Here is a 17,539-nt window from a genome sequence, read left to right as displayed (position 1 = left end):
TAACATGACTTCAACTTCCGGCGGCGAAGCGATCGTCAATGGCCTCGTCGCGCATGGCGTCGACACCGTGTTCGGCCTGCCCGGCGCGCAAATCTACGGCCTGTTCGACGCCTTCCATCAGGCGCAGCTGAAGGTGATCGGCGCACGGCATGAGCAGGCCTGCGGCTACATGGCCTATGGTTACGCGCGATCTTCCGGCAAGCCCGGCGTGTTCAGCGTGGTGCCCGGCCCCGGCGTGCTCAACGCCGGTGCCGCGCTGCTCACCGCATTCGGATCGAACGAGCCGGTGCTGTGCCTGACCGGCCAGGTGCCGACGCAATTTCTGGGCAAGGGCCGCGGCCATCTGCACGAGATGCCGGATCAGCTGGCGACGCTGCGCACGTTTGTGAAATGGGCCGACCGCATCGAATATCCGGATATCGCGCCCGCCATGGTCTCGCGCGCGTTCCAGGAGATGCTGTCGGGCCGGCGCGGTCCGGTGTCGCTGGAAATGCCCTGGGACGTGTTCACCCAGCGCGCGCAAGTCGGCCCCGCAAAAGTGTTCGATCCGTTGCCCGCCCCGCAGCCCGATCCGGACCGGATCAAGGCGGCTGCCGCGCTGATCAAGAGCAGCAAGACGCCGATGATCTTCGTCGGCAGCGCGGCGCCATCCACGCGCGTGAGGAAATTCTCGAACTGGCCGAGATGATCGACGCGCCTGTGGTCGCGTTCCGCAGCGGCCGCGGCATTGTCAGTAACGCCCATGAACTCGGGTTGACGATGGCGGCGGCCTACAAGCTCTGGCCGAAAACCGATCTCATGATCGGGATCGGCACCCGGCTGGAATTGCCGACAATGACGCGCTGGCCGTTCCGACCCGAGGGGCTGAAATCCGTTCGAATCGATATCGATCCCGTGGAGATGCGGCGGTTCACGCCGGATACCGCCGTGATCGCGGATTCCAGGGCAGGCACCAGCGACCTGGTCGCCGCGGTGAAAAAGACCGGCTACAGCAGGACCAACGGCCGGCGTGCGGCGATCCGTGAAGCCACAGCCGCGGCGCATCAGGAAATCCAGAAAGTCCAGCCGCAGATGGCTTACCTGAACATCCTGCGCGAGGTGCTGCCCGCGAACGCCATCGTTACCGATGAATTGTCGCAGGTAGGCTTCGCCTCCTGGTACGGTTTTCCGATCTACGAGCCGCGCACCTTCATCACCTCGGGCTATCAGGGCACGCTCGGTTCGGGCTTCCCCACGGCGTTGGGCGCCAAGGTCGCCAATCCGGACCGTCCGGTGGTCGCGATCACCGGCGACGGCGGCTTCATGTTCGGCGTGCAGGAACTCTCGACCGCCGCTCAGTTCAAGATCGGCGTGGTGACGCTGATCTTCAACAACAACGCCTATGGCAATGTGCGGCGCGACCAGCGCGAGCGCTTTGACGGCCGCGTGGTGGCGTCAGACCTCGTCAATCCGGATTTCGTCAAGCTTGCCGAATCCTTTGGCGTCGGCGCTGCCCGCGTCACCTCGCCGCATCATTTCCGCCCCGCTTTGGAAAAGGCGCTGGCCGACGGCGGGCCTTATGTGATCTCGGTTGAGGTGCCGACCGATTCCGAAGTCAGCCCGTGGGCGTTCATTCACCCGGCGAAGCCGTAGCTGTCTTCATGGTGAGGAAGCGCTTCTTCAGCGCCGTCTCGAACCATGAAGCACAGCCGCTATTTCCGTGGTGGTCATGTCGGGCTCCCGGCCAAGGCAGCATAGACCAGACGAAACTCGAATGGGAAGACGGCCTTCTACCCTCTCCCCTTGTGGGAGAGGGTGGACGCGATGCGAAGCAGCGCGGACGGGTGAGGGGTCTGTCTCCGCGAACACCAAATGCGCGGTGAGAGACCCCTCATCCGATCCTCGCTTCGCGAGGATCACCTTCTCCCACAAGGGGAGAAGGAAAAAAGCGCGCACGTTAGCGCGCCCGGCGAAAAGTCAGATTGACGCGCTGGCGGCCCAGCGCGGCGTGCTCGCCGTCGGCCAGCGGCGCGACGCCGTGGAATAACAGCCGCGACGGCCCGCCCCATACTGCGATGTCGCCATGTTCCAGCCGAAACCGACGCGGTTTGTCGCTGCGCTTGATGCCGCCGAACAGGAAGATCGCGGGCAGGCCCAGCGACACCGAGACGATCGGCGCGCCGAAATCGTTTTCGTCCTTGTCCTGATGCAGGGACATCCGCGCGCCGGGCTCGTAGCGGTTGATCAGGCAGGCATCCGGCGTAAAGCCATCGAAACCCCAGCGGCCGCCGCCCGCAACGCCAGCTCGCGAAAGGCCGGCGGCATCGACGGCCATGGTTTTCCGGAATCGGGATCGATACCGTCATATCGGTAGCCGCTGCGATCGGTGACCCAGCCAAAATTGCCGCAATTGGTCATCGCCACCGACATCTGATGGCCGCCGGGCGTGAACATATGCCGGAACGGCGCCTGGGCGACGATCTCGCGCAACGCCGCTAGCAGATCGGCTTCGATGGGCTTGGCGAAGCCGCGCAGCAGCACGGCGCCATCCGCCATCGCTTCCCGCGACGGGCGCACATCCGGCACAGCTTCGAACAGGTCCGCAGTCAAATTGGATCGCACTCACTTCGCATCATGAAAGATCACGCCGACGGTATGACGGTGGCCAGAGCGGATTTGGCTGACGCCATGGCGCAGATTAACCCGGTAGAAGCCGCGCGTCCCCTGCACCGGCCGGTGGTGCACAGCAAATGCCACCGCGTCGCCCTGCGTCAATGGCACCACTTCGGGCCGCGACTGCATCCGCGGCCGCTGTTCCGTCAGCACGAATTCGCCGCCGCTAAAATCGCGGCCCGGTTCCGACAACAGGATCGCCACCTGCAACGGGAATACGTGCTCGCCATAGAGATCCTGATGCAGGCAATTATAGTCTCCGGCGCCGTACTGCAGCAGCAGCGGCGTCGGCCGGACCTGACCGGCGTCATGGCAGCGCTGCAGGAACGCCTCGTGCCGGTCGGGATAGCGGATATCGATTCCCATGGTCTCGTTCCAGCGATTGGCGATCCCGATGAGTTGCGCATATAGCGCCGGCCGCAGCTCCGCGATCAGATCGGGCAGCGGATACGAAAAATATTTGTATTCGCCGCGCCCAAAGCCATGCCGGCCCATCACGATCCGGCTGCGGAAGTGTTTGTCATCGGGATAGAGCGATGCGAGGGCGTCGCATTCCTCAGGCGAGAGCAACCCCTTGAGGACGGCGCAACCCTGCGCGTCGAGATCGGCGGTCGCCTGCGCCCAATCGAGGGCCTCGACGCGGGCGGCGATGTCGGGTGCCGGCGGTATCTGGTTTTTCATGTTCACTTTCATGGGCGGCAGCTTCGCAAGCTTGTCTGCAACAGGCCACCCGATTTCCGATCGTTCCAGCGTGAGTTGGCTCTATCCGGCCAACCGCGCTCCGGCGCTCGCATCTATCAACACAGTTCCGCATTCCCGCGGCCCGTTTCGCACTGGACAGGGCAAACGTTGAGAGATCTCGGGAAATTCGCCGCAGCCCGCAGGATGGGTAGAGCGCAGCGAGGCGTTGGCTAAGGTCCGCTTTGGTTCGCATAACCTGTAACTTTAGGTATACTCCGGTTAAATTAACAATCTTGGCCACGGAGCAGCCATGAGTATCGCACAAATTTTGAAAATTATCCGGGACCACACCGGGAGCCATGCAAGTGATACGGTAAAAATAACTCACCAGGAAGTTGTCGATATGATCGCCGCGGCCGACGAGAACGGCTTCATCCCGATTAGAGCGCGTTCGCTGCTGTTGGAAGCGTTGACCACCTTTGGAGGAAACGAAATTCATCCCGACATTTTTTCCAGCCCGGAAGATAAGGCTGCGATCGGTGCCGCCGCGATCAAGGGTATCGAGACCGCGGACAAGTTTGCGAAGTTGCCGCCGAAAAGCCAGCTCAAGTTCATCAAATCGACCCTCGCCTTGTTTGAAGGTGGCTCCGTGGGATTTAGCTCGTCGGTCCTGCGTGCGGTACCCGCGGATGTCCAGACGAAGATAGATGCTGTCCTGCGGTCCGTCGAACGACGTGCCGGTCAGTCTATTTCGGGTACCCCTCACACAACGGTCCGGGCCTTTGTGCGAAACGCACAACCATACGGATATGAAGGAACGGCATTTTGGGAATCGACGGTTGAAGCCGGGGGCACTTTTTTCGCTACCTTTTATTTGGGTCCATCCGGCGACTTACTCCAGGTTTCGACTGATGAGGAACCGCCAGACGACGGTTGAGGCTGACGCAAATCGCGTTCTTCGTCGCGCATCGGCCGGCGCGATCTTCCCCGGCGAACATGGCTTCGGCTTTGGCACGCTTGCCCGCACGAGCCAATACGTCAAATCCGTTTCATCGTGCTGTCACCAACTACTCGAAGGTCGATCCTGCCGATCAATTCTGAACGGAGCACCTCGGCGGCGGTCATGGCGGCCATCGTCTGTCGCAACGTACTGACATTCGATCCGAGCGACACGGTTCCGCCCAGCACCATGGCAATCGATCCGATCGCGGTGACCTGATTGGATCCGACCAGGCCGAGCATCACAACGAGCAGCAATGCGACGCCGCCGGCGATGGCCGCCTTGGAAACCAGAATGATCTTCCGGCATCGCTCGGCGACGTCGGCAAGCTCCTCGATCCGCGCTTCGATCCGTGAAATCTCGTCGATCGGGCTGTCCTCGTCCGTCAGATTCAAGATCGATCTCCGCTGGGTTTACTGTCAAAAGCGGCGGCACGGTCGCGGGCGGCCTTTTGAGCGCGTTTATCTTGGCATAAACGGCGCCCGGAAAGTGTTCAGTTTTTTGGCAATCAGACCGACTTTGACCCAAATTGGGCTATCCCCGCGATGTCCGGTTTACCTCCGTTAGCGATCGAAACTTCGGACCTCTCCGGAGGTCCGGTTGGTGCCATGAACGGACATTTCCGGGGAGCCACAGCTGGCGGTTCGAACTGGATGACAGGCGGACCTCTCGGCGACCCTGCTTCCGCTACCGCGATTGAGTGGTAGGTCGCAGCTTCACGGTGTCCGTTGGTCGCGCTGAGCCAACTCGGCTGCATCGAGGGGCCAACAGACGTCCCAACGACCGTACGTGCCATCCACAAAAGAAAGTGATAGTCTCCGTAGTCACCAAGGTTCGCTTAGGCCGCACAGAGACAGTGGGGGCCGCCATGCAGCAGATTGCGGACTGGCTCAACACACTTGGCCTCGGGCAATACGCGCAGCGCTTTGCCGAGAACGACATTGATCCAAGCGTTCTGCGCGATCTGACCGACCATGACCTCGAAAAAATCGGTGTATCGCTCGGCCATCGCAGGAAGATATTGCGCGCGATTGCGGAATTCGATGAGGCCGGACCGAGACTCGCGCCTGCTCCTCGGACCGCGGCCGAGAGACGTCATCTCACGCTGATGTTCGCTGATCTTGTTGGTTCGACAGCGCTCTCGACAAGGCTCGACCCTGAGGACTTGCAGGAAATCATGGGCGCGTACCATCGCTGCTGCGCCGAGCAAATCGAGAAATTTGGCGGGTTCGTTGCCAGATACATGGGCGACGGCGTGCTCGCATATTTCGGCTATCCGCGGGCGGATGAGGACGATGCTGAGCGCGCGGTATGCGCCGGGCTGGCATTGGTCGCGGCCGTGGCAGGACTCGATGTCGGTCCGGGGGCAAAATTGCGAGTGCGAGTTGGCATTGCCACCGGGTTGGTGATCGTCGGCGATCTCATCGGGGATGGCGCGTCCCAGCAGCACGAGGTGGTCGGTGAGACCCCCAATCTGGCCTCGCGGCTTCAGGCCCTGGCCGAGCCGGACACGGTGGTCATCGACGGCAGCACCCGCCGCCTCGTCGCGGGACTCTTTGAGTATCTCGCTCTCGGGACCGTGTCCATCAGAGGCTTCAGCGACCCGGTGCCGGTCTGGCGAGTCTTGGGCGCGAGCGCGGTCGATAGCCGCTTCGAGGCCTTGCGCGTAGCCAGAACGCCACTGCTTGGCCGCGATGAGGAAATCGAGCTGCTGATGTGCCGCTGGCAGCAGATAAAACGCGGCGATGGCTCGGTCGTGCTGATATCGGGTGAGCCCGGCATCGGCAAATCGCGCCTCGCCGAGACCGCGGTGGAGCGGCTGAGCGATGATCCACACATCCGCTTGCGCCGTTTCTGCTCGCCGCACCATCAGGACAGCGCGCTTTTCCCGACCATCTCACAGCTCGAGCGGGCAGCGGGATTCCGGCGTGACGATACGGACCAGCAGCGGTTGGACAAGCTCGAGGCGTTGCTCGTGGAGGCAAACGTTGACCTCAGCGAGGCCGTCCCTCTGATCGCGGACCTGCTGTCCGTGCCGATCGGCAATCGCTATCCACCACTCAGCCTCACACCACAGAAGCGCAAGGAGAATACGCTTCGGGCCCTCCTGGCCCAGCTCGAGGGACTGGCGGCGCGTCGGCCCGTACTGATGGTATTCGAGGATGTGCACTGGATCGACCCCTCCTCGCTCGACCTGTTGGACCTCATCGTCGACCGGGTGGCCACCCTCCGGGCCATGCTGGTCATCACCTTCCGGCCAGAGTTCGCGCCGGCCTGGATCGGGCGCTCGCACGTGACACAGATCAGCCTCGGTCGTCTGCCGCGTCGACAGCGCGCCGAGATGGTCATGCGGGTGACCGGCGGCAAAGCGTTGCCCCAGGAAATCGCCGAACATATCATCGATCGGACCGATGGCGTACCGCTGTTCATCGAGGAATTGACCAAGGCGGTGATCGAGAGCGGCATGCTGACCGACGCGGGCGACCGCTTTGATGCGCGAGGGCCCGTGCTTCGGCTTGCCATCCCTACCTCGCTCCAAGCCTCGCTCCTGGCACGGCTCGATCGCCTGGCACCCGTGCGCGAGATGGCGCAGATCGGTGCGGCCCTCGGACGGTCGTTCTCGCATGAGCTGATCAGCGCCGTCGCGGCTGTGCCGCAGCACCAGGTGGACGGGGCCTTGGCGCAGCTCGTATGCGCCGAATTGATCTTCCAGCGGGGCACCCCACCCGATGCAGAGTACACCTTCAAGCACGCGCTGGTGCAGGACGCGGCCTATAGCACCATGCTGCGCGGTCGACGCCAGCAGATCCATGCCCGCGTTGCGACGACGCTGGAGAGCCAGTTCCCTGAAATCGTGGCCGCTCAGCCGCAACTCATGGCCCACCATTGTGCCGAGGCCGGTTTCAACGAGAAGGCGGTCGGCTACCGGCTCAAGGCCGGCCAGCAGGCGGTCGCGCGGTCGGCGATGACAGAAGCGGTGGCACAGTTGCAGAAGGGCCTGGAATTGCTGGCGAACATGCCCGAGGAGTCCCGGCCCGTGCAGCACGAACTCGACCTGCAAATTGCCCTCGGGCGGGCGCTGATGGCAGCTCGAGGGTATTCGGCGCCGGTGGTGGGCGATACGCTTGTCAGGGCGAGAGCGCTTGCTGAGCGGTTCGATCGGCCGGATCGTCTCGTTCCGCTGCTCTATTCCCAATGGGGTTTCCATATGGTTCGGTCCGAGCACGAACTGGCGGTGTCCCTTGCCGAGCAGATGGAGAAATTTGGCGAGACCAGAAAAGATCAGGTCGCTCTGCTGCTGGGTCACTATATCCACGGCGCCAGTTGCTACTTTCGCGGGGAGTTTGTGACAGCGCGCGCCCTTCTCGAGCTGTGTGATGGTCTGAGAGATCCGGCCGCTCGCGCGATTTGCGCCGCCATAGCGGTGGCCGATCCGTACGCAGCGAGCCTGGGTCACTTGGCGTTGACATTGGCGCTTCTGGGCCACATCGATCAGGGACGCGCGCGCGTGGACGAGGCGTTGTCGGAAGCCCGCGGGCTCGACCATCCGTTTACGGTGGCCTTTGTGTTGAGCAAGGTATGTGCGGTGGAGGCGGCCGCCGGCTTGCCGCAGGACGCACGGCGGCACGCGGAAGAGCTGGTCGCTCTCTCGAACGAGCACGGTTTTCCGCTCTGGTTGGGCCTCGGACTTCTCCAGCATGGTCGCTCATTGACAGCACTTGGACAGGCGCAGGATAGCCTCGCGATGCTCGCGAGGGGGCTCTCGGTGCTTCGTGGTGCCGGAGCCGTCGTGCACACGCCACGCGCGCTCTGCTTTCTCGCCGAGGCTCACGCCAAGGTCGGGCATCTTCAGGAGGGACAGAATTGCCTCGTCGAGGCTGCGCAGCTCATCGAGACGACCCACGAGCGGTCCGGTGAGGTCGAGCTGCATCGACTTCGAGGCGATATGATGAATGCGCGAGGCGACCAAGCCGCTGCGGAGCAGAATTATCATCGAGCGCTCGCTGTGGCGGAGCGCCAGAGCGCGAAGACGTTTGGGCTGCGCGCTGCGACCAACCTCGCCCGCCTGTGGCGCGATCAAGGCAAGTGCACGGAAGCTCGTGACCTCCTCGCGCTGGGGTATGGCTCGTTCACCGAAGGCTTCGACACGCCGGTCCTGCGGGACGCCAGGGCGCTGCTCGAAGAGCTGGCCTGATGCAGTTCACCTCTTGCGTGGCGGGATAGCTGCACTCCAGGGCTTTATGCACTTTGGTCGATGATCTCATCAAGTGTCATTTGCAGCTCGTCGCCGCCGGCGCGCAGAGTGTGAGGATGAATGCGATTGTCACCGCATGAATGTCCGCAGGGTAATCGCGTCCTTCTGACCGCGCGCCTGCGGCTTCCGATCTAACCCGGCACTCCGTTAGCGATCGAACTTCGGACATCTCTGGAGGTCCGGTTGGTGCCAATAGCCGACATCGGGCAGGGCACCGAAAAAAACGAACATTTCGTTCGTGACGGCGATCACAGACCGTGACGCTTCGTTGCGCGACTGATGCGCGATCGGCCGCGCATGGCCGGATCAGCAACAGGAGGTAATGACCATGCCTACGGATACCGAGCTGGAAGTGCGCCCGTTGGAGGACAACGAGTTGGAGGCGGTGAGCGCTGGCTTCAGCAGGGGGTTCTTCTATGGTGAAAATATCACATACACCGTGCAGGACACGCTGCACGCGTGGAACACGGCTCTTCAGCTGACTGACAGGAAATGATGCCCTGCGCGGGAGGGCACAGCCGGTCGCGCTGTGCCCTCCCAGCGAAGTGCGTCTATCATTCGCGTCGTTGTTGCCATGCCTGCAACATGCCCGCTATCCGGCCCATTCCAGTTCGCAGGGCGCAATAGCGTCAGCGTATTGCTCCGAAAGGCAAGTGAATCGGCGGAATACGCTGACGCTATTCCGCCCGGCGAGCTACGAGCTCTGCCACATCCGGTTTACCCCAAACAACGGACATTATCAGACCGGCCGGGCTGGTCCGTTTGGTGCCAGAACCGGAAGTACGATCATTGTAGCCAAGGTGCGAACGCGTCCTCAAATGGTCCCAGGTGAATGCCGCACGACCATCAGCCGGTTTGTCTTGAAGAAGTTTTCCGCAACCATGCAGCGCGTTGCACGAATGCGGCAAGACATAACAATGGTCCGACGACGGAAAGAGCGGCAAAAGGCAAGTATCCTACCAAGTACTTGAAACTGCCAAATTGCGGGTATCCCAAAAAATCCGTCGCAAAAGCATAGGCTATGTAATTGAGCCCGACCACGCGTAAGAACCACCAGCCCTTTGACCCCAGCGCTTTCTGCAGACGAGGGATCGAGAACAACGCAAGAAGGTAGGTCCACAGGGCGGCGACTCCAAAAAAGAGAAATACCCCGCGAGCTGGCGCGTGGCCAATGTAAGTGAGCCACGCGACAAGCCCGAGGTGCACCAGGTGCGCTGAAGCAAAGGCGAGGCCAAACTCACGCCCGCGCCGTTTAAGGGGCTCGAAAGCTGGTCCGAATAAAGTCGTCATCGCTCCGGCGGCATAAGCCAGCCAAAACAACAGGAACGAGAACCGCGCGGTTGCCTTTAGTGCCACGATGGTGCCGTGCTCTCCCGGTCCCAGTGTTGCAAGCGCCAGAGCCGCCAGACCGAGCGCCGCGCAGAAGGCCGAGCCCATCCACGCAGCGGCAACAGGTAAGGCAAAGCCAATAAGGTTCAGAGAGTGTCTCTCCTGCTGACCCATCGCTCTTACTGCCGATCCGTCGGAGCTTGGTCATTTAATGATGCCACATCCGGCTCCCTGCTGGAAACGGAAATGCAAACATCGCACGCGGATAGGACGGCCATTTAATTGTTCTGCGCCCGACGGCTAATGTCCGAAGTGGGTCAAAAGCGTCGTTTTGATCGAGCACCGGCGACTTCCGGTCTACCCCGGTGAACGGATATTTTCAGGACAGGCGGGCATAATTCAAAGGTGCCAACAAGTGACATGAGCGGACCAACGCTCCATCACCCTGCCCGTGCTACGTACGCCGACCATCGTATGATCGTCCTCCAGCGATGCGAAACGCCCGCTGTCTGCGACGTTCCGACAAGTTTTTCTACGCTGTCCCTTAAAGCGAGTTGAGGCCCCAGGATCGGTATACCCATCGTTTGCGGTTGGGGACATCATGGTTTCGCAAGCTCAACCCATGCTGCCTGCTAACCCAGCACCGGCAGCGTGATCACGTCATAGCCATGGCGGATCGTCCGCTTCAGCACGGGATCCTCCAGTTCGAACTCGAACCGGCTCGCGGGGCGGATGCCGCCCTTGGCGGCAAAGGTGCCGCCGAACATCGCGCAGCCGTCGGGCAATCCTTTGCCGCCGAAGCCGCCCGCGATCAGGTCTTTTACGGGAAGCATGCCGTCGAGCGTGCCTTCCTGGTACAGCACCTTTGCGCCGTCGATGAAGGCATAGGAGCGCAGGATCATCTGGTCCCAGTGGCCGATCACGTCTTCCAGCTCCCACAGTTCGGACGCGATCGGCTTGTCGCACATCTGCTTCGAGACCGTGACGCTGTAGGCTTCGACCTTGCGGTCGGTATGGTCGGAGCCGCAGCCGACGAAGATGCGGCCCTGCCAGCCGATCAGCACGAACTCGACCTCGCCGCTGGAATTTTCGCCGCAGACCTCGATCGCGTCGGCCATGGTCAGCCGCCGCGCCGAGACGCGATAATAGATCGGTGTCGAAGCCGGCCGCGCGATGCCGATCGCTTCCAGCTCGGCAATGTGCTTGTCGCGCGCCACCGGATCGCGCCCGGTCCAGCCCGCGATCACGGCGCGATCGATCGGCAGCGTGAGGTAGGTGGCCGCGCCGTTGTCGTCGACGGTAAAGGTGAGATCAAACACGGATGAGGTCCTCCATTCCGGCCGCGAGTTCGAAGATACGGCGGTCCGATCCGCCGGACGATGCAAGCATCAGGCCGACCGGCACCTCGCCTTCGCGATGCGCCGGCAGCGAGATCGCGCAGCCATCGAGCATGTTGATCAGCGTGCAATTGCGCAGTGCGCGCAAATTTTCTACAGCAAACGCCGTGTCGTCGGCGAGATCGGCGATTTTCGGCGGCGTGTTGGCCGTGGTCGGCAACACCAGCGCGTCATAGGGCGCGATGCGCGCTTCGGTCCGCGCGATGAAGGATTTCCGCGCATTGAGGAGATCGATATAGTCGGCCGCGCTGATGCCTTCGCCACGCAGGATACGCACGTGAACGCGGGGATCGTAGAAATCGCCCTTGCTCACGATCAGATAGCGATGCCAGGCATAGCTTTCCGCGGCAGCAAAACCGCCCTTGGAATTCATCACGCCGACGTCGAGGAATTCCGGCACCTCGATCCGCTCGATCAGCGCTCCCCGACGCGACAGCGTCTCCAGCGCGCGCTCAAAAGTCTTCGCCACCGCTTCGTCGAGATCGTCGAGCGCAACCGTGGTTGGTACCGCCAGCCGCATGCCCTTGACGGGATGCGGCTGCAAGGGCTGCTCGGGTTCGTCGGCGAGCACGGCATCCAGCACCGCACAGCATCCGACCGTCCGCGCCAGCGGCCCAAAACTGTCGAGCGAGAACGACAACGGTACGCCGCCGTCGAGCGGTATGCGGCGCTGCGTCGGCTTGAAGCCGACGATGCCGTTGAAGGCCGCCGGAATCCGGCACGAGCCGCCGGTATCGGTGCCGAGCCCGCCATGCGCCATACCATCGGCGATCGAGACCGCCGCGCCCGACGATGAGCCGCCCGGCACATGGCCGACGCTGCGGTTCCAAACACTTCTCGGCGTGCCGTAATGCGGATTGATGCCGATGCCGGAATATGCGAACTCGGTCATGTTGGTGCGGCCGATCACGATGAAACCGGCACGGCGCAGCCGCGCCACGACCGGCGCATCGGCGTCTGCCGGACAACAATCCTCCTCCAGCGCACGGGAACCGGCGCGGGTCACCTGCCCCTTGATGTCGAACAGGTCCTTGATCGAGACCGGAATGCCGGCATAGGGCGACGGCGCCGCCTGCGCCTTGCGCAGCCGGTCCATCGCGTCCGCCGCCTCGAGCGCAGCGTCCTTGTCGACATGGATGAACGCACGCGCGCCTTCGCCGTTGGGATCGGCGATTTTGGCGAGACATTCCTCAACCAGCTTGCGGGCGGAGGTCGCCCCGCTGTCGAGGTCGGTGGCGAGGGAGGCAAGTGTCGGATGGTTTGGCATGGTGTTCTCTTCGCTTCTTTGAGCGCTACTTGTCGTCCGAACCGGGCTCAATGTCGAGATCAAGTAGCGCCGAACTCAGCGATTTGCCGTGGGCGTCGAGCGCCAGCGAACGCGTCACGCCGCCGCCGAGCGCGCTGGCCATCACGAAATTCAGCGCGGACAGGTTGGGCAGTTCATAGCGAACCACCTCGCCTTCGACCACGCCGGCAAAATGCGCCTTCACCCGCGCGCTGGTGACCTGCGCCAGCAGCAGCGGATAGTGCCTCGCGTCATAGGCGATCACGGAGATATTGGAAGTGTTGCCCTTGTCGCCGGTGCGGGAATGGGCGATCTCGCGCAGCTTCATCTCACGCTCCCACGAAGCGGACTTGCGGCTTCGCCAACTCGCGCGGCAGCAGCACCGATGCCACCGCTACCACATCGCGCGCCGACTTCCATGCTCCGCCGCCGGCGGCCGGGCCGTTGGTGTAGAGCGTCTCGACCTCGTTGCCGATCCTGACGGCCTCGCGGAGGTTTTCGGTGCGCCCGGTGACGCGAACGCGAACCTCATAGGGTTCATTGGCGTGCGCGGAGATTTCTGCACCGTGTAGCGCGTCGACGCCCACCAGTTCAAACCGCAATTCGCTGGACGCGACGCCGATCAGCTTCAGCCGTTCGCGGACGATCTCCAGTGCCAGCCGCCCGCGCGCGAGCGCGCCGGGGCCGGCGTAGGAAATCTGGCCCTCGCCGATATAGCTGTCGACATAGCCGACCGAGACCTTCAGTGTATCGGTGCGCTTCGTTCCGCGACCGCCGCTGACGCGGACGCGATCCGGGCCGATCTCCTCGACCCTCACCTGCGAAAAATCCGCGACCACGTCTGGCTGGAAGTATTTGGCGGGATCATGCACCTCGTAGAGCAACTGCTCCTTGCAGGTTCGCGCCGTCACCGCGCCTCCCGAACCCTTGACCTTAGTGATGACAAGCGAGCCATCCTCGCCGACTTCACCGATGGGAAAGCCGAGCCGCGCCAGATCGGGCACATCCTTGTAGCCGGGATCGGCGAAATAGCCGCCGGTGATTTGGCCTGCGCATTCCAGCAAATGCCCGGCGACGGTGCCCTGCCCCAACAGATTCCAGTCGTCCATCGCCCAGCCGAAGGCGTGAATCATCGGCGCCAGGAACAGCGCCGGATCGGACGCGCGCCCGGTGATGACGATATCGGCGCCGGCGCTCAACGCTTCCGCCATCGGCGCGGCACCGAGATAGGCATTAGCCGACAAGAGGCGGTTGCCGAGCTGTGTGATCGTGCTCTCAAATTCCATGATCGGCAAATCGCCGTCCTTGCAGGCCTCGAGCACATCGTCGCCGACGATGGCCGCGATCTTCAGCGACGAAAGCCCTAGCGATCTGGCGATCTCAGCGGTCTTTTTCGCCGCGGCCTCCGGATTGGCCGCGCCCATATTGGTGACAATCTTGATACCCTTGGCGGCGCAAACCGCCAGCACCGCGCGCATCCGTTCTTCCAGCAGCGGGTCATAGCCGCCTTCCGGATTTTTCATCCGCGCCTGTTGCGCCAGCGCGACGGTGCGCTCGCCGAGACACTCGAATACGAGGTACTGGATGTCGCCATTTTCGGCGAGTTCGACCGCGGGCTCGATGCGATCGCCCGAATAGCCCGCCCCTGAGCCGATCCGGATCGTTCGCATCATTTCAATCCGAAATAGGCGCGCCGCAGCGCTTCATTGTCGGTCATTTCCGCAACCGTCCCGGAAAACTTGATACGGCCACCTTCGAGCACGAACACGCGGGTGGCGACTTCGAGAAATCCGATATTCTGTTCGGCGATCAGAAGTGCCAGCCCGCGCCCACGCAGTTCGCTGAGGATACGAATGACTTCCTTGACGAAAAGGGGTGACAGTCCGGCCGACGGCTCGTCCATCACCAAAAGCTTCGGCTCGGCGGCAAGCGCCTTGGCAATCCCGAGCATCTTGCGCTGGCCGCCGGAAAGACTGGATGCGGCGGCACGCCGCTTGTCGCGGAGCACGGGAAACAGACCATAGAGTTCCTCGACGCGCGCACCGGGATCGGCATGGCCGAGCGCCTGCGCGCCGACGCGGATGTTTTCCTCGATCGACAGATCGGGAAACACCGCAAGCTCGGACATGTAGGTCATGCCGCGCTTCATGCGATCGCTGGAGCGCGTCCGCGTCACATCCTCGCCGCCGAGCATGATGCTGCCGTGCCGCGCCTCGATCAATCCAACCAGCGATTTGAGGAAGGTGGTCTTGCCCGCCCCGTTGGCGCCGAGCAGCAGCACGGTTTCGCCGGCGCGGACGTCGAGATCGACGCCCCACAGCACCTGCATGGTGCCGTAGCCCGCATCGACGCCGGACGCTTCCAGAAGTGAAATCGTCTCAGGCGGCATGCTCGCCTCCCAGGAATACTTCGATCACCTGCGGCACCTTGACGGCAACCGCGAGCGTGCCTTCGAAAATCTCCTTGCCCGCATTGAGGACGATGACGCGATCGGTGATGTGTTCGATAAATCCCATCAGATGCTCGACCACGATGATCGCCATGCCCGTGCTGGCCAGTGCCTTGATCTTTTCGGCAATCCAGTCGAGTTCCGCCGGATTGAGGCCGGCAGCAAGCTCATCGAGCAGCAAAAGTCGCGGACCGGTGGCCAGCGCCCGGACCAGGTCCAGCATCTTCTGCTGCGCGCTGTTGAGGTCGGCGGCAGGACGGTCGGCGACTTCAGTCAACCGGTACTCTTCCAGTAGCGCCGCCATCGCCGGCGGCGCCACCCCGGCACGGCCATAGGCGAGTGCGACCTCGATATTCTGGCGCACCGTCAGCGACAGAAACGGTTTCGGAATCTGGAAGGTGCGGTTGATGCCACGATGAACCAGTTTGTGGGATGCAACGCCACCGATCGAATGACCATCGAGCGCCACCTCACCTCCGTCAGGCGCATAGAGACCGGAAATCACGTTGATCGCCGTGGTCTTGCCCGAGCCGTTCGGCCCGACCAACCCCAGGATCTCGCCAGACGTGACGTGGAAGCTCAGCCCGTCGAGCGCGTGAAAGCCGCCGAAGCGTTTGACGAGCGTGGTTACCTCGAGGATCGGCGCGCTGTCAGGGGACATGCCATCCCCTCCGCGTCGCCAGCGAAACCAGGCCGGCCGGCAAAAACAACACCAGCCCCATGATCAACAGCCCATAGATCAGCTGGAAATATTGCGGCGTGGTGAAGCCGATCAGATTGTAGACGCCATAGAGAATGATGACGCCGACGATCGGCCCGGTGATCGTGGCGACGCCGCCGAACAGCGCGAACACGATCGCAAAGATGCTGAAATCGCCGCTGAAGACATTGTCGGGATAGAACACCGACACATACCAGGCATAGACGCCGCCGGCGAGACCCGCGACCAGCGCCGAAGCCAGCCACGCGATCACGCGCATGTTGACGACGCTGACGCCTGCCATCGACGCGCTGACGGCATCTTCACGCACCGCCTGCAACGCCAGACCGAAGCTCGAGTTCTTCAGGTACACGACCGCAGCAAGCGTCAGCGTCAACACGACAAGTGCGGCGGTGTAAGCGTCATCGGGATTGAATGTGCCCGTCAGCGAAACACCGTACGGCCCGCGTGTGATATTTTCGAGCGCCGGATTGGCAACGAAGTGAAGCACGGCCAGCGACGCGGCCAGATTGGCGATCGCAAAATACGCGCCCGAAAGCCGCAACAGCGGCGTCAGCAACAGTCCCAGCGCGACGCCGACCAGCCCCCCGACCAGCACCGCGATCACGGCCGGCGATTGATAGTGCATCACCATGATCGCAAAACCGTAAGCGCCGGCGCCGAAGAAGCCGACATAGCCGAACGGTAGATAGCCGGTGAAGCCGTAGATGATGTTCACGCCCTGCGCCAAGGTCAGGAAAATGACGAAGTTGAACAGCAGCAGATGGTTTTGATAGACACCGGGAAGCACCGCAAACACAGCGATCAGCGGCACGACGATGAACAGCAGATGTCTGAGGATGCTAGGCAACGCGCACCCGCCTTCCGAGCAGACCGCTCGGACGCAACAGCAGGATGAAAATCAGCAGCACATAGGGCAGAAGATCCGACCAGGAACTGAGATAGGTCTGCACCAGCATGTAGCAGACACCATAGACGACGCCGCCAAGCGCGGTGCCCAGGGGGTTGCCGAGTGATCCCAGCACCACGATCGCGAATGAAGTGACGGTAGCATCCGCGCCGAAAGCCGGCGTCACCGAACCAAACATGAAAGGCGCGAACACGCCCGCCAGCGAGGCGAGCCCGAGGCCAATGCCGAAGGCCGCCGCCGAAACACGGTCAACGTCGATGCCGGTGGCCAGCGCTTCATCGCGACGCGACATCACCGCGCGGGTCAGCGTGCCCAGGCGTGTCCGGTACAAATAGACATAAACCAGCGCGATCGCGATCAGGCTGGTCACTGCCGCGATCACCCAGGGCGCCGGAAATCCCTGGCCAAAAATCTGGATCGGGCCGGAACCATCCGGTTTGCCGCCGAACAGCTTCACCTTGATGGTCTGAAGTACCGTGCCGAGCAAACGGCTCTGGATCGAGCGCTCGCTGGTGCCGAAGAAGATCGTCGCGACGGCCTCGATCACCTGCGACAGGCCGAAGAACAGGATAATCGACAGCATTTCGGGATTGACCGATCCCTGCAGCCGCGGCACCAGCACCCAATAGAGCAGCAGGCCGACGAGCAGGAAGATCACAAACGCCAGCGGCACCGCAAACAGCGGATCGATGCCGGCCAGCGTCACGACGCCGAACGCGACGAACGCGCCGAGCATCAGGAAGTCGCCATGCGCAAGATTGACGATGCGCATGACGCCGAACACCAGATTGAGGCCGATGCCGACCAGGCTGAAATACAGCCCGAACAGAACGCCGGCGACGAGCGCATAGACCAGCATC

The 17,539-nt window shown here is 62.6% G+C and carries 14 protein-coding genes and 2 pseudogenes; 4 read left to right on the top strand and 12 right to left on the bottom strand.

The window, feature by feature from the left end:
• Positions 1-4: 4 nt before the first annotated feature.
• Positions 5-1,632 (top strand): annotated as a pseudogene (locus V1289_RS38550) (thiamine pyrophosphate-dependent enzyme).
• 304 nt (positions 1,633-1,936) lie between these two features.
• On the opposite strand, the pseudogene alkB reads toward V1289_RS38550, so the two are convergent.
• Together alkB and V1289_RS38540 are read right to left on the bottom strand one after the other, a co-directional pair.
• Positions 1,937-2,589: pseudogene (alkB, locus tag V1289_RS38545) on the bottom strand (DNA oxidative demethylase AlkB).
• A 12-nt stretch (positions 2,590-2,601) separates the two neighbouring features.
• The gene (locus V1289_RS38540) at positions 2,602-3,333 is read right to left on the bottom strand and encodes a 2OG-Fe(II) oxygenase (protein WP_334404166.1); all 732 of its coding nucleotides are present in this window, start codon (positions 3,331-3,333) and stop codon (positions 2,602-2,604) included.
• Positions 3,334-3,643: 310 nt separating this feature from the next.
• On the opposite strand from V1289_RS38540, the gene V1289_RS38535 reads away from it, so the two are divergent.
• Positions 3,644-4,270 (top strand): hypothetical protein, encoded by a 627-nt coding sequence (locus V1289_RS38535; RefSeq protein ID WP_334404164.1) that lies wholly within the window; start codon positions 3,644-3,646, stop codon positions 4,268-4,270.
• A gap of 101 nt (positions 4,271-4,371) precedes the next feature.
• Here the strand turns inward: V1289_RS38535 and V1289_RS38530 are convergent, their stop codons facing one another.
• The gene (locus tag V1289_RS38530) at positions 4,372-4,728 is read right to left on the bottom strand and encodes a hypothetical protein (protein WP_442896119.1); all 357 of its coding nucleotides are present in this window, start codon (positions 4,726-4,728) and stop codon (positions 4,372-4,374) included.
• Between the two features lie 473 nt (positions 4,729-5,201).
• Here V1289_RS38530 and V1289_RS38525 point away from each other — a divergent pair, with 473 nt between their 5' ends.
• Both V1289_RS38525 and V1289_RS38520 read left to right on the top strand, forming a co-directional pair.
• Positions 5,202-8,528 (top strand): adenylate/guanylate cyclase domain-containing protein, encoded by a 3,327-nt coding sequence (locus tag V1289_RS38525; RefSeq protein WP_334404162.1) that lies wholly within the window; start codon positions 5,202-5,204, stop codon positions 8,526-8,528.
• A gap of 388 nt (positions 8,529-8,916) precedes the next feature.
• Complete coding sequence (locus V1289_RS38520) at positions 8,917-9,084, top strand: hypothetical protein (protein ID WP_334404160.1); 168 nt, start codon at positions 8,917-8,919, stop codon at positions 9,082-9,084.
• A 350-nt stretch (positions 9,085-9,434) separates the two neighbouring features.
• On the opposite strand, the gene V1289_RS38515 is transcribed toward V1289_RS38520, so the two are convergent.
• The 9 genes from V1289_RS38515 to V1289_RS38475 form a co-directional block, all read right to left on the bottom strand.
• Positions 9,435-10,091 (bottom strand): hypothetical protein, encoded by a 657-nt coding sequence (locus tag V1289_RS38515; RefSeq protein WP_334404158.1) that lies wholly within the window; start codon positions 10,089-10,091, stop codon positions 9,435-9,437.
• A gap of 458 nt (positions 10,092-10,549) precedes the next feature.
• The gene (locus V1289_RS38510; protein WP_334404156.1) at positions 10,550-11,236 is read right to left on the bottom strand and encodes a DUF2848 domain-containing protein; all 687 of its coding nucleotides are present in this window, start codon (positions 11,234-11,236) and stop codon (positions 10,550-10,552) included.
• Positions 11,229-12,581 carry an amidase gene (locus V1289_RS38505; RefSeq protein WP_334404154.1) on the bottom strand — a complete coding sequence of 451 codons (1,353 nt, stop codon included), beginning with the start codon at positions 12,579-12,581 and terminating at the stop codon, positions 11,229-11,231. Before V1289_RS38505 ends, V1289_RS38510 begins: the two co-directional genes overlap by 8 nt.
• A 25-nt stretch (positions 12,582-12,606) precedes the next feature.
• A complete protein-coding gene (locus V1289_RS38500; RefSeq protein WP_334404153.1) occupies positions 12,607-12,927 on the bottom strand; it encodes an AtuA-related protein in 321 nt (106 codons plus the stop codon).
• A gap of 1 nt (position 12,928) precedes the next feature.
• Complete coding sequence (locus V1289_RS38495; RefSeq protein WP_334407834.1) at positions 12,929-14,269, bottom strand: acyclic terpene utilization AtuA family protein; 1,341 nt, start codon at positions 14,267-14,269, stop codon at positions 12,929-12,931.
• Positions 14,269-14,988 (bottom strand): ABC transporter ATP-binding protein, encoded by a 720-nt coding sequence (locus tag V1289_RS38490; RefSeq protein WP_334404151.1) that lies wholly within the window; start codon positions 14,986-14,988, stop codon positions 14,269-14,271. The genes V1289_RS38495 and V1289_RS38490 overlap by 1 nt, the downstream gene beginning before the upstream one ends.
• Positions 14,978-15,709 carry an ABC transporter ATP-binding protein gene (locus V1289_RS38485; RefSeq protein ID WP_334404149.1) on the bottom strand — a complete coding sequence of 244 codons (732 nt, stop codon included), beginning with the start codon at positions 15,707-15,709 and terminating at the stop codon, positions 14,978-14,980. The genes V1289_RS38490 and V1289_RS38485 overlap by 11 nt, the downstream gene beginning before the upstream one ends.
• On the bottom strand, positions 15,699-16,619 hold the full coding sequence (locus V1289_RS38480) for a branched-chain amino acid ABC transporter permease (protein ID WP_309183688.1): 921 nt from the start codon (positions 16,617-16,619) through the stop codon (positions 15,699-15,701). Before V1289_RS38480 ends, V1289_RS38485 begins: the two co-directional genes overlap by 11 nt.
• Positions 16,612-17,538, bottom strand: coding sequence for a branched-chain amino acid ABC transporter permease (locus tag V1289_RS38475; RefSeq protein ID WP_334404146.1), 927 nt, complete (start codon positions 17,536-17,538; stop codon positions 16,612-16,614). The genes V1289_RS38480 and V1289_RS38475 overlap by 8 nt, the downstream gene beginning before the upstream one ends.
• Between the last annotated feature and the right edge of the window lies 1 nt (position 17,539).

Source organism: Bradyrhizobium sp. AZCC 2289, from assembly GCF_036924615.1.
In the GTDB taxonomy this organism is placed as follows: Bacteria; Pseudomonadota; Alphaproteobacteria; order Rhizobiales; family Xanthobacteraceae; genus Bradyrhizobium.
This window is presented reverse-complemented; position numbering and strand designations above follow the sequence as displayed.

Coding starts and splice junctions, on each gene's coding strand:
- V1289_RS38540 (WP_334404166.1), bottom strand. CDS start 3,333: ATGAAAAACCAGATACCGCCGGCACCCGACATCGCCGCCCGCGTCGAG.
- V1289_RS38535 (WP_334404164.1), top strand. CDS start 3,644: ATGAGTATCGCACAAATTTTGAAAATTATCCGGGACCACACCGGGAGC.
- V1289_RS38525 (WP_334404162.1), top strand. CDS start 5,202: ATGCAGCAGATTGCGGACTGGCTCAACACACTTGGCCTCGGGCAATAC.
- V1289_RS38520 (WP_334404160.1), top strand. CDS start 8,917: ATGCCTACGGATACCGAGCTGGAAGTGCGCCCGTTGGAGGACAACGAG.
- V1289_RS38515 (WP_334404158.1), bottom strand. CDS start 10,091: ATGGGTCAGCAGGAGAGACACTCTCTGAACCTTATTGGCTTTGCCTTA.
- V1289_RS38505 (WP_334404154.1), bottom strand. CDS start 12,581: ATGCCAAACCATCCGACACTTGCCTCCCTCGCCACCGACCTCGACAGC.
- V1289_RS38500 (WP_334404153.1), bottom strand. CDS start 12,927: ATGAAGCTGCGCGAGATCGCCCATTCCCGCACCGGCGACAAGGGCAAC.
- V1289_RS38495 (WP_334407834.1), bottom strand. CDS start 14,269: ATGCGAACGATCCGGATCGGCTCAGGGGCGGGCTATTCGGGCGATCGC.
- V1289_RS38490 (WP_334404151.1), bottom strand. CDS start 14,988: ATGCCGCCTGAGACGATTTCACTTCTGGAAGCGTCCGGCGTCGATGCG.
- V1289_RS38485 (WP_334404149.1), bottom strand. CDS start 15,709: ATGTCCCCTGACAGCGCGCCGATCCTCGAGGTAACCACGCTCGTCAAA.
- V1289_RS38475 (WP_334404146.1), bottom strand. CDS start 17,538: ATGCTGGTCTATGCGCTCGTCGCCGGCGTTCTGTTCGGGCTGTATTTC.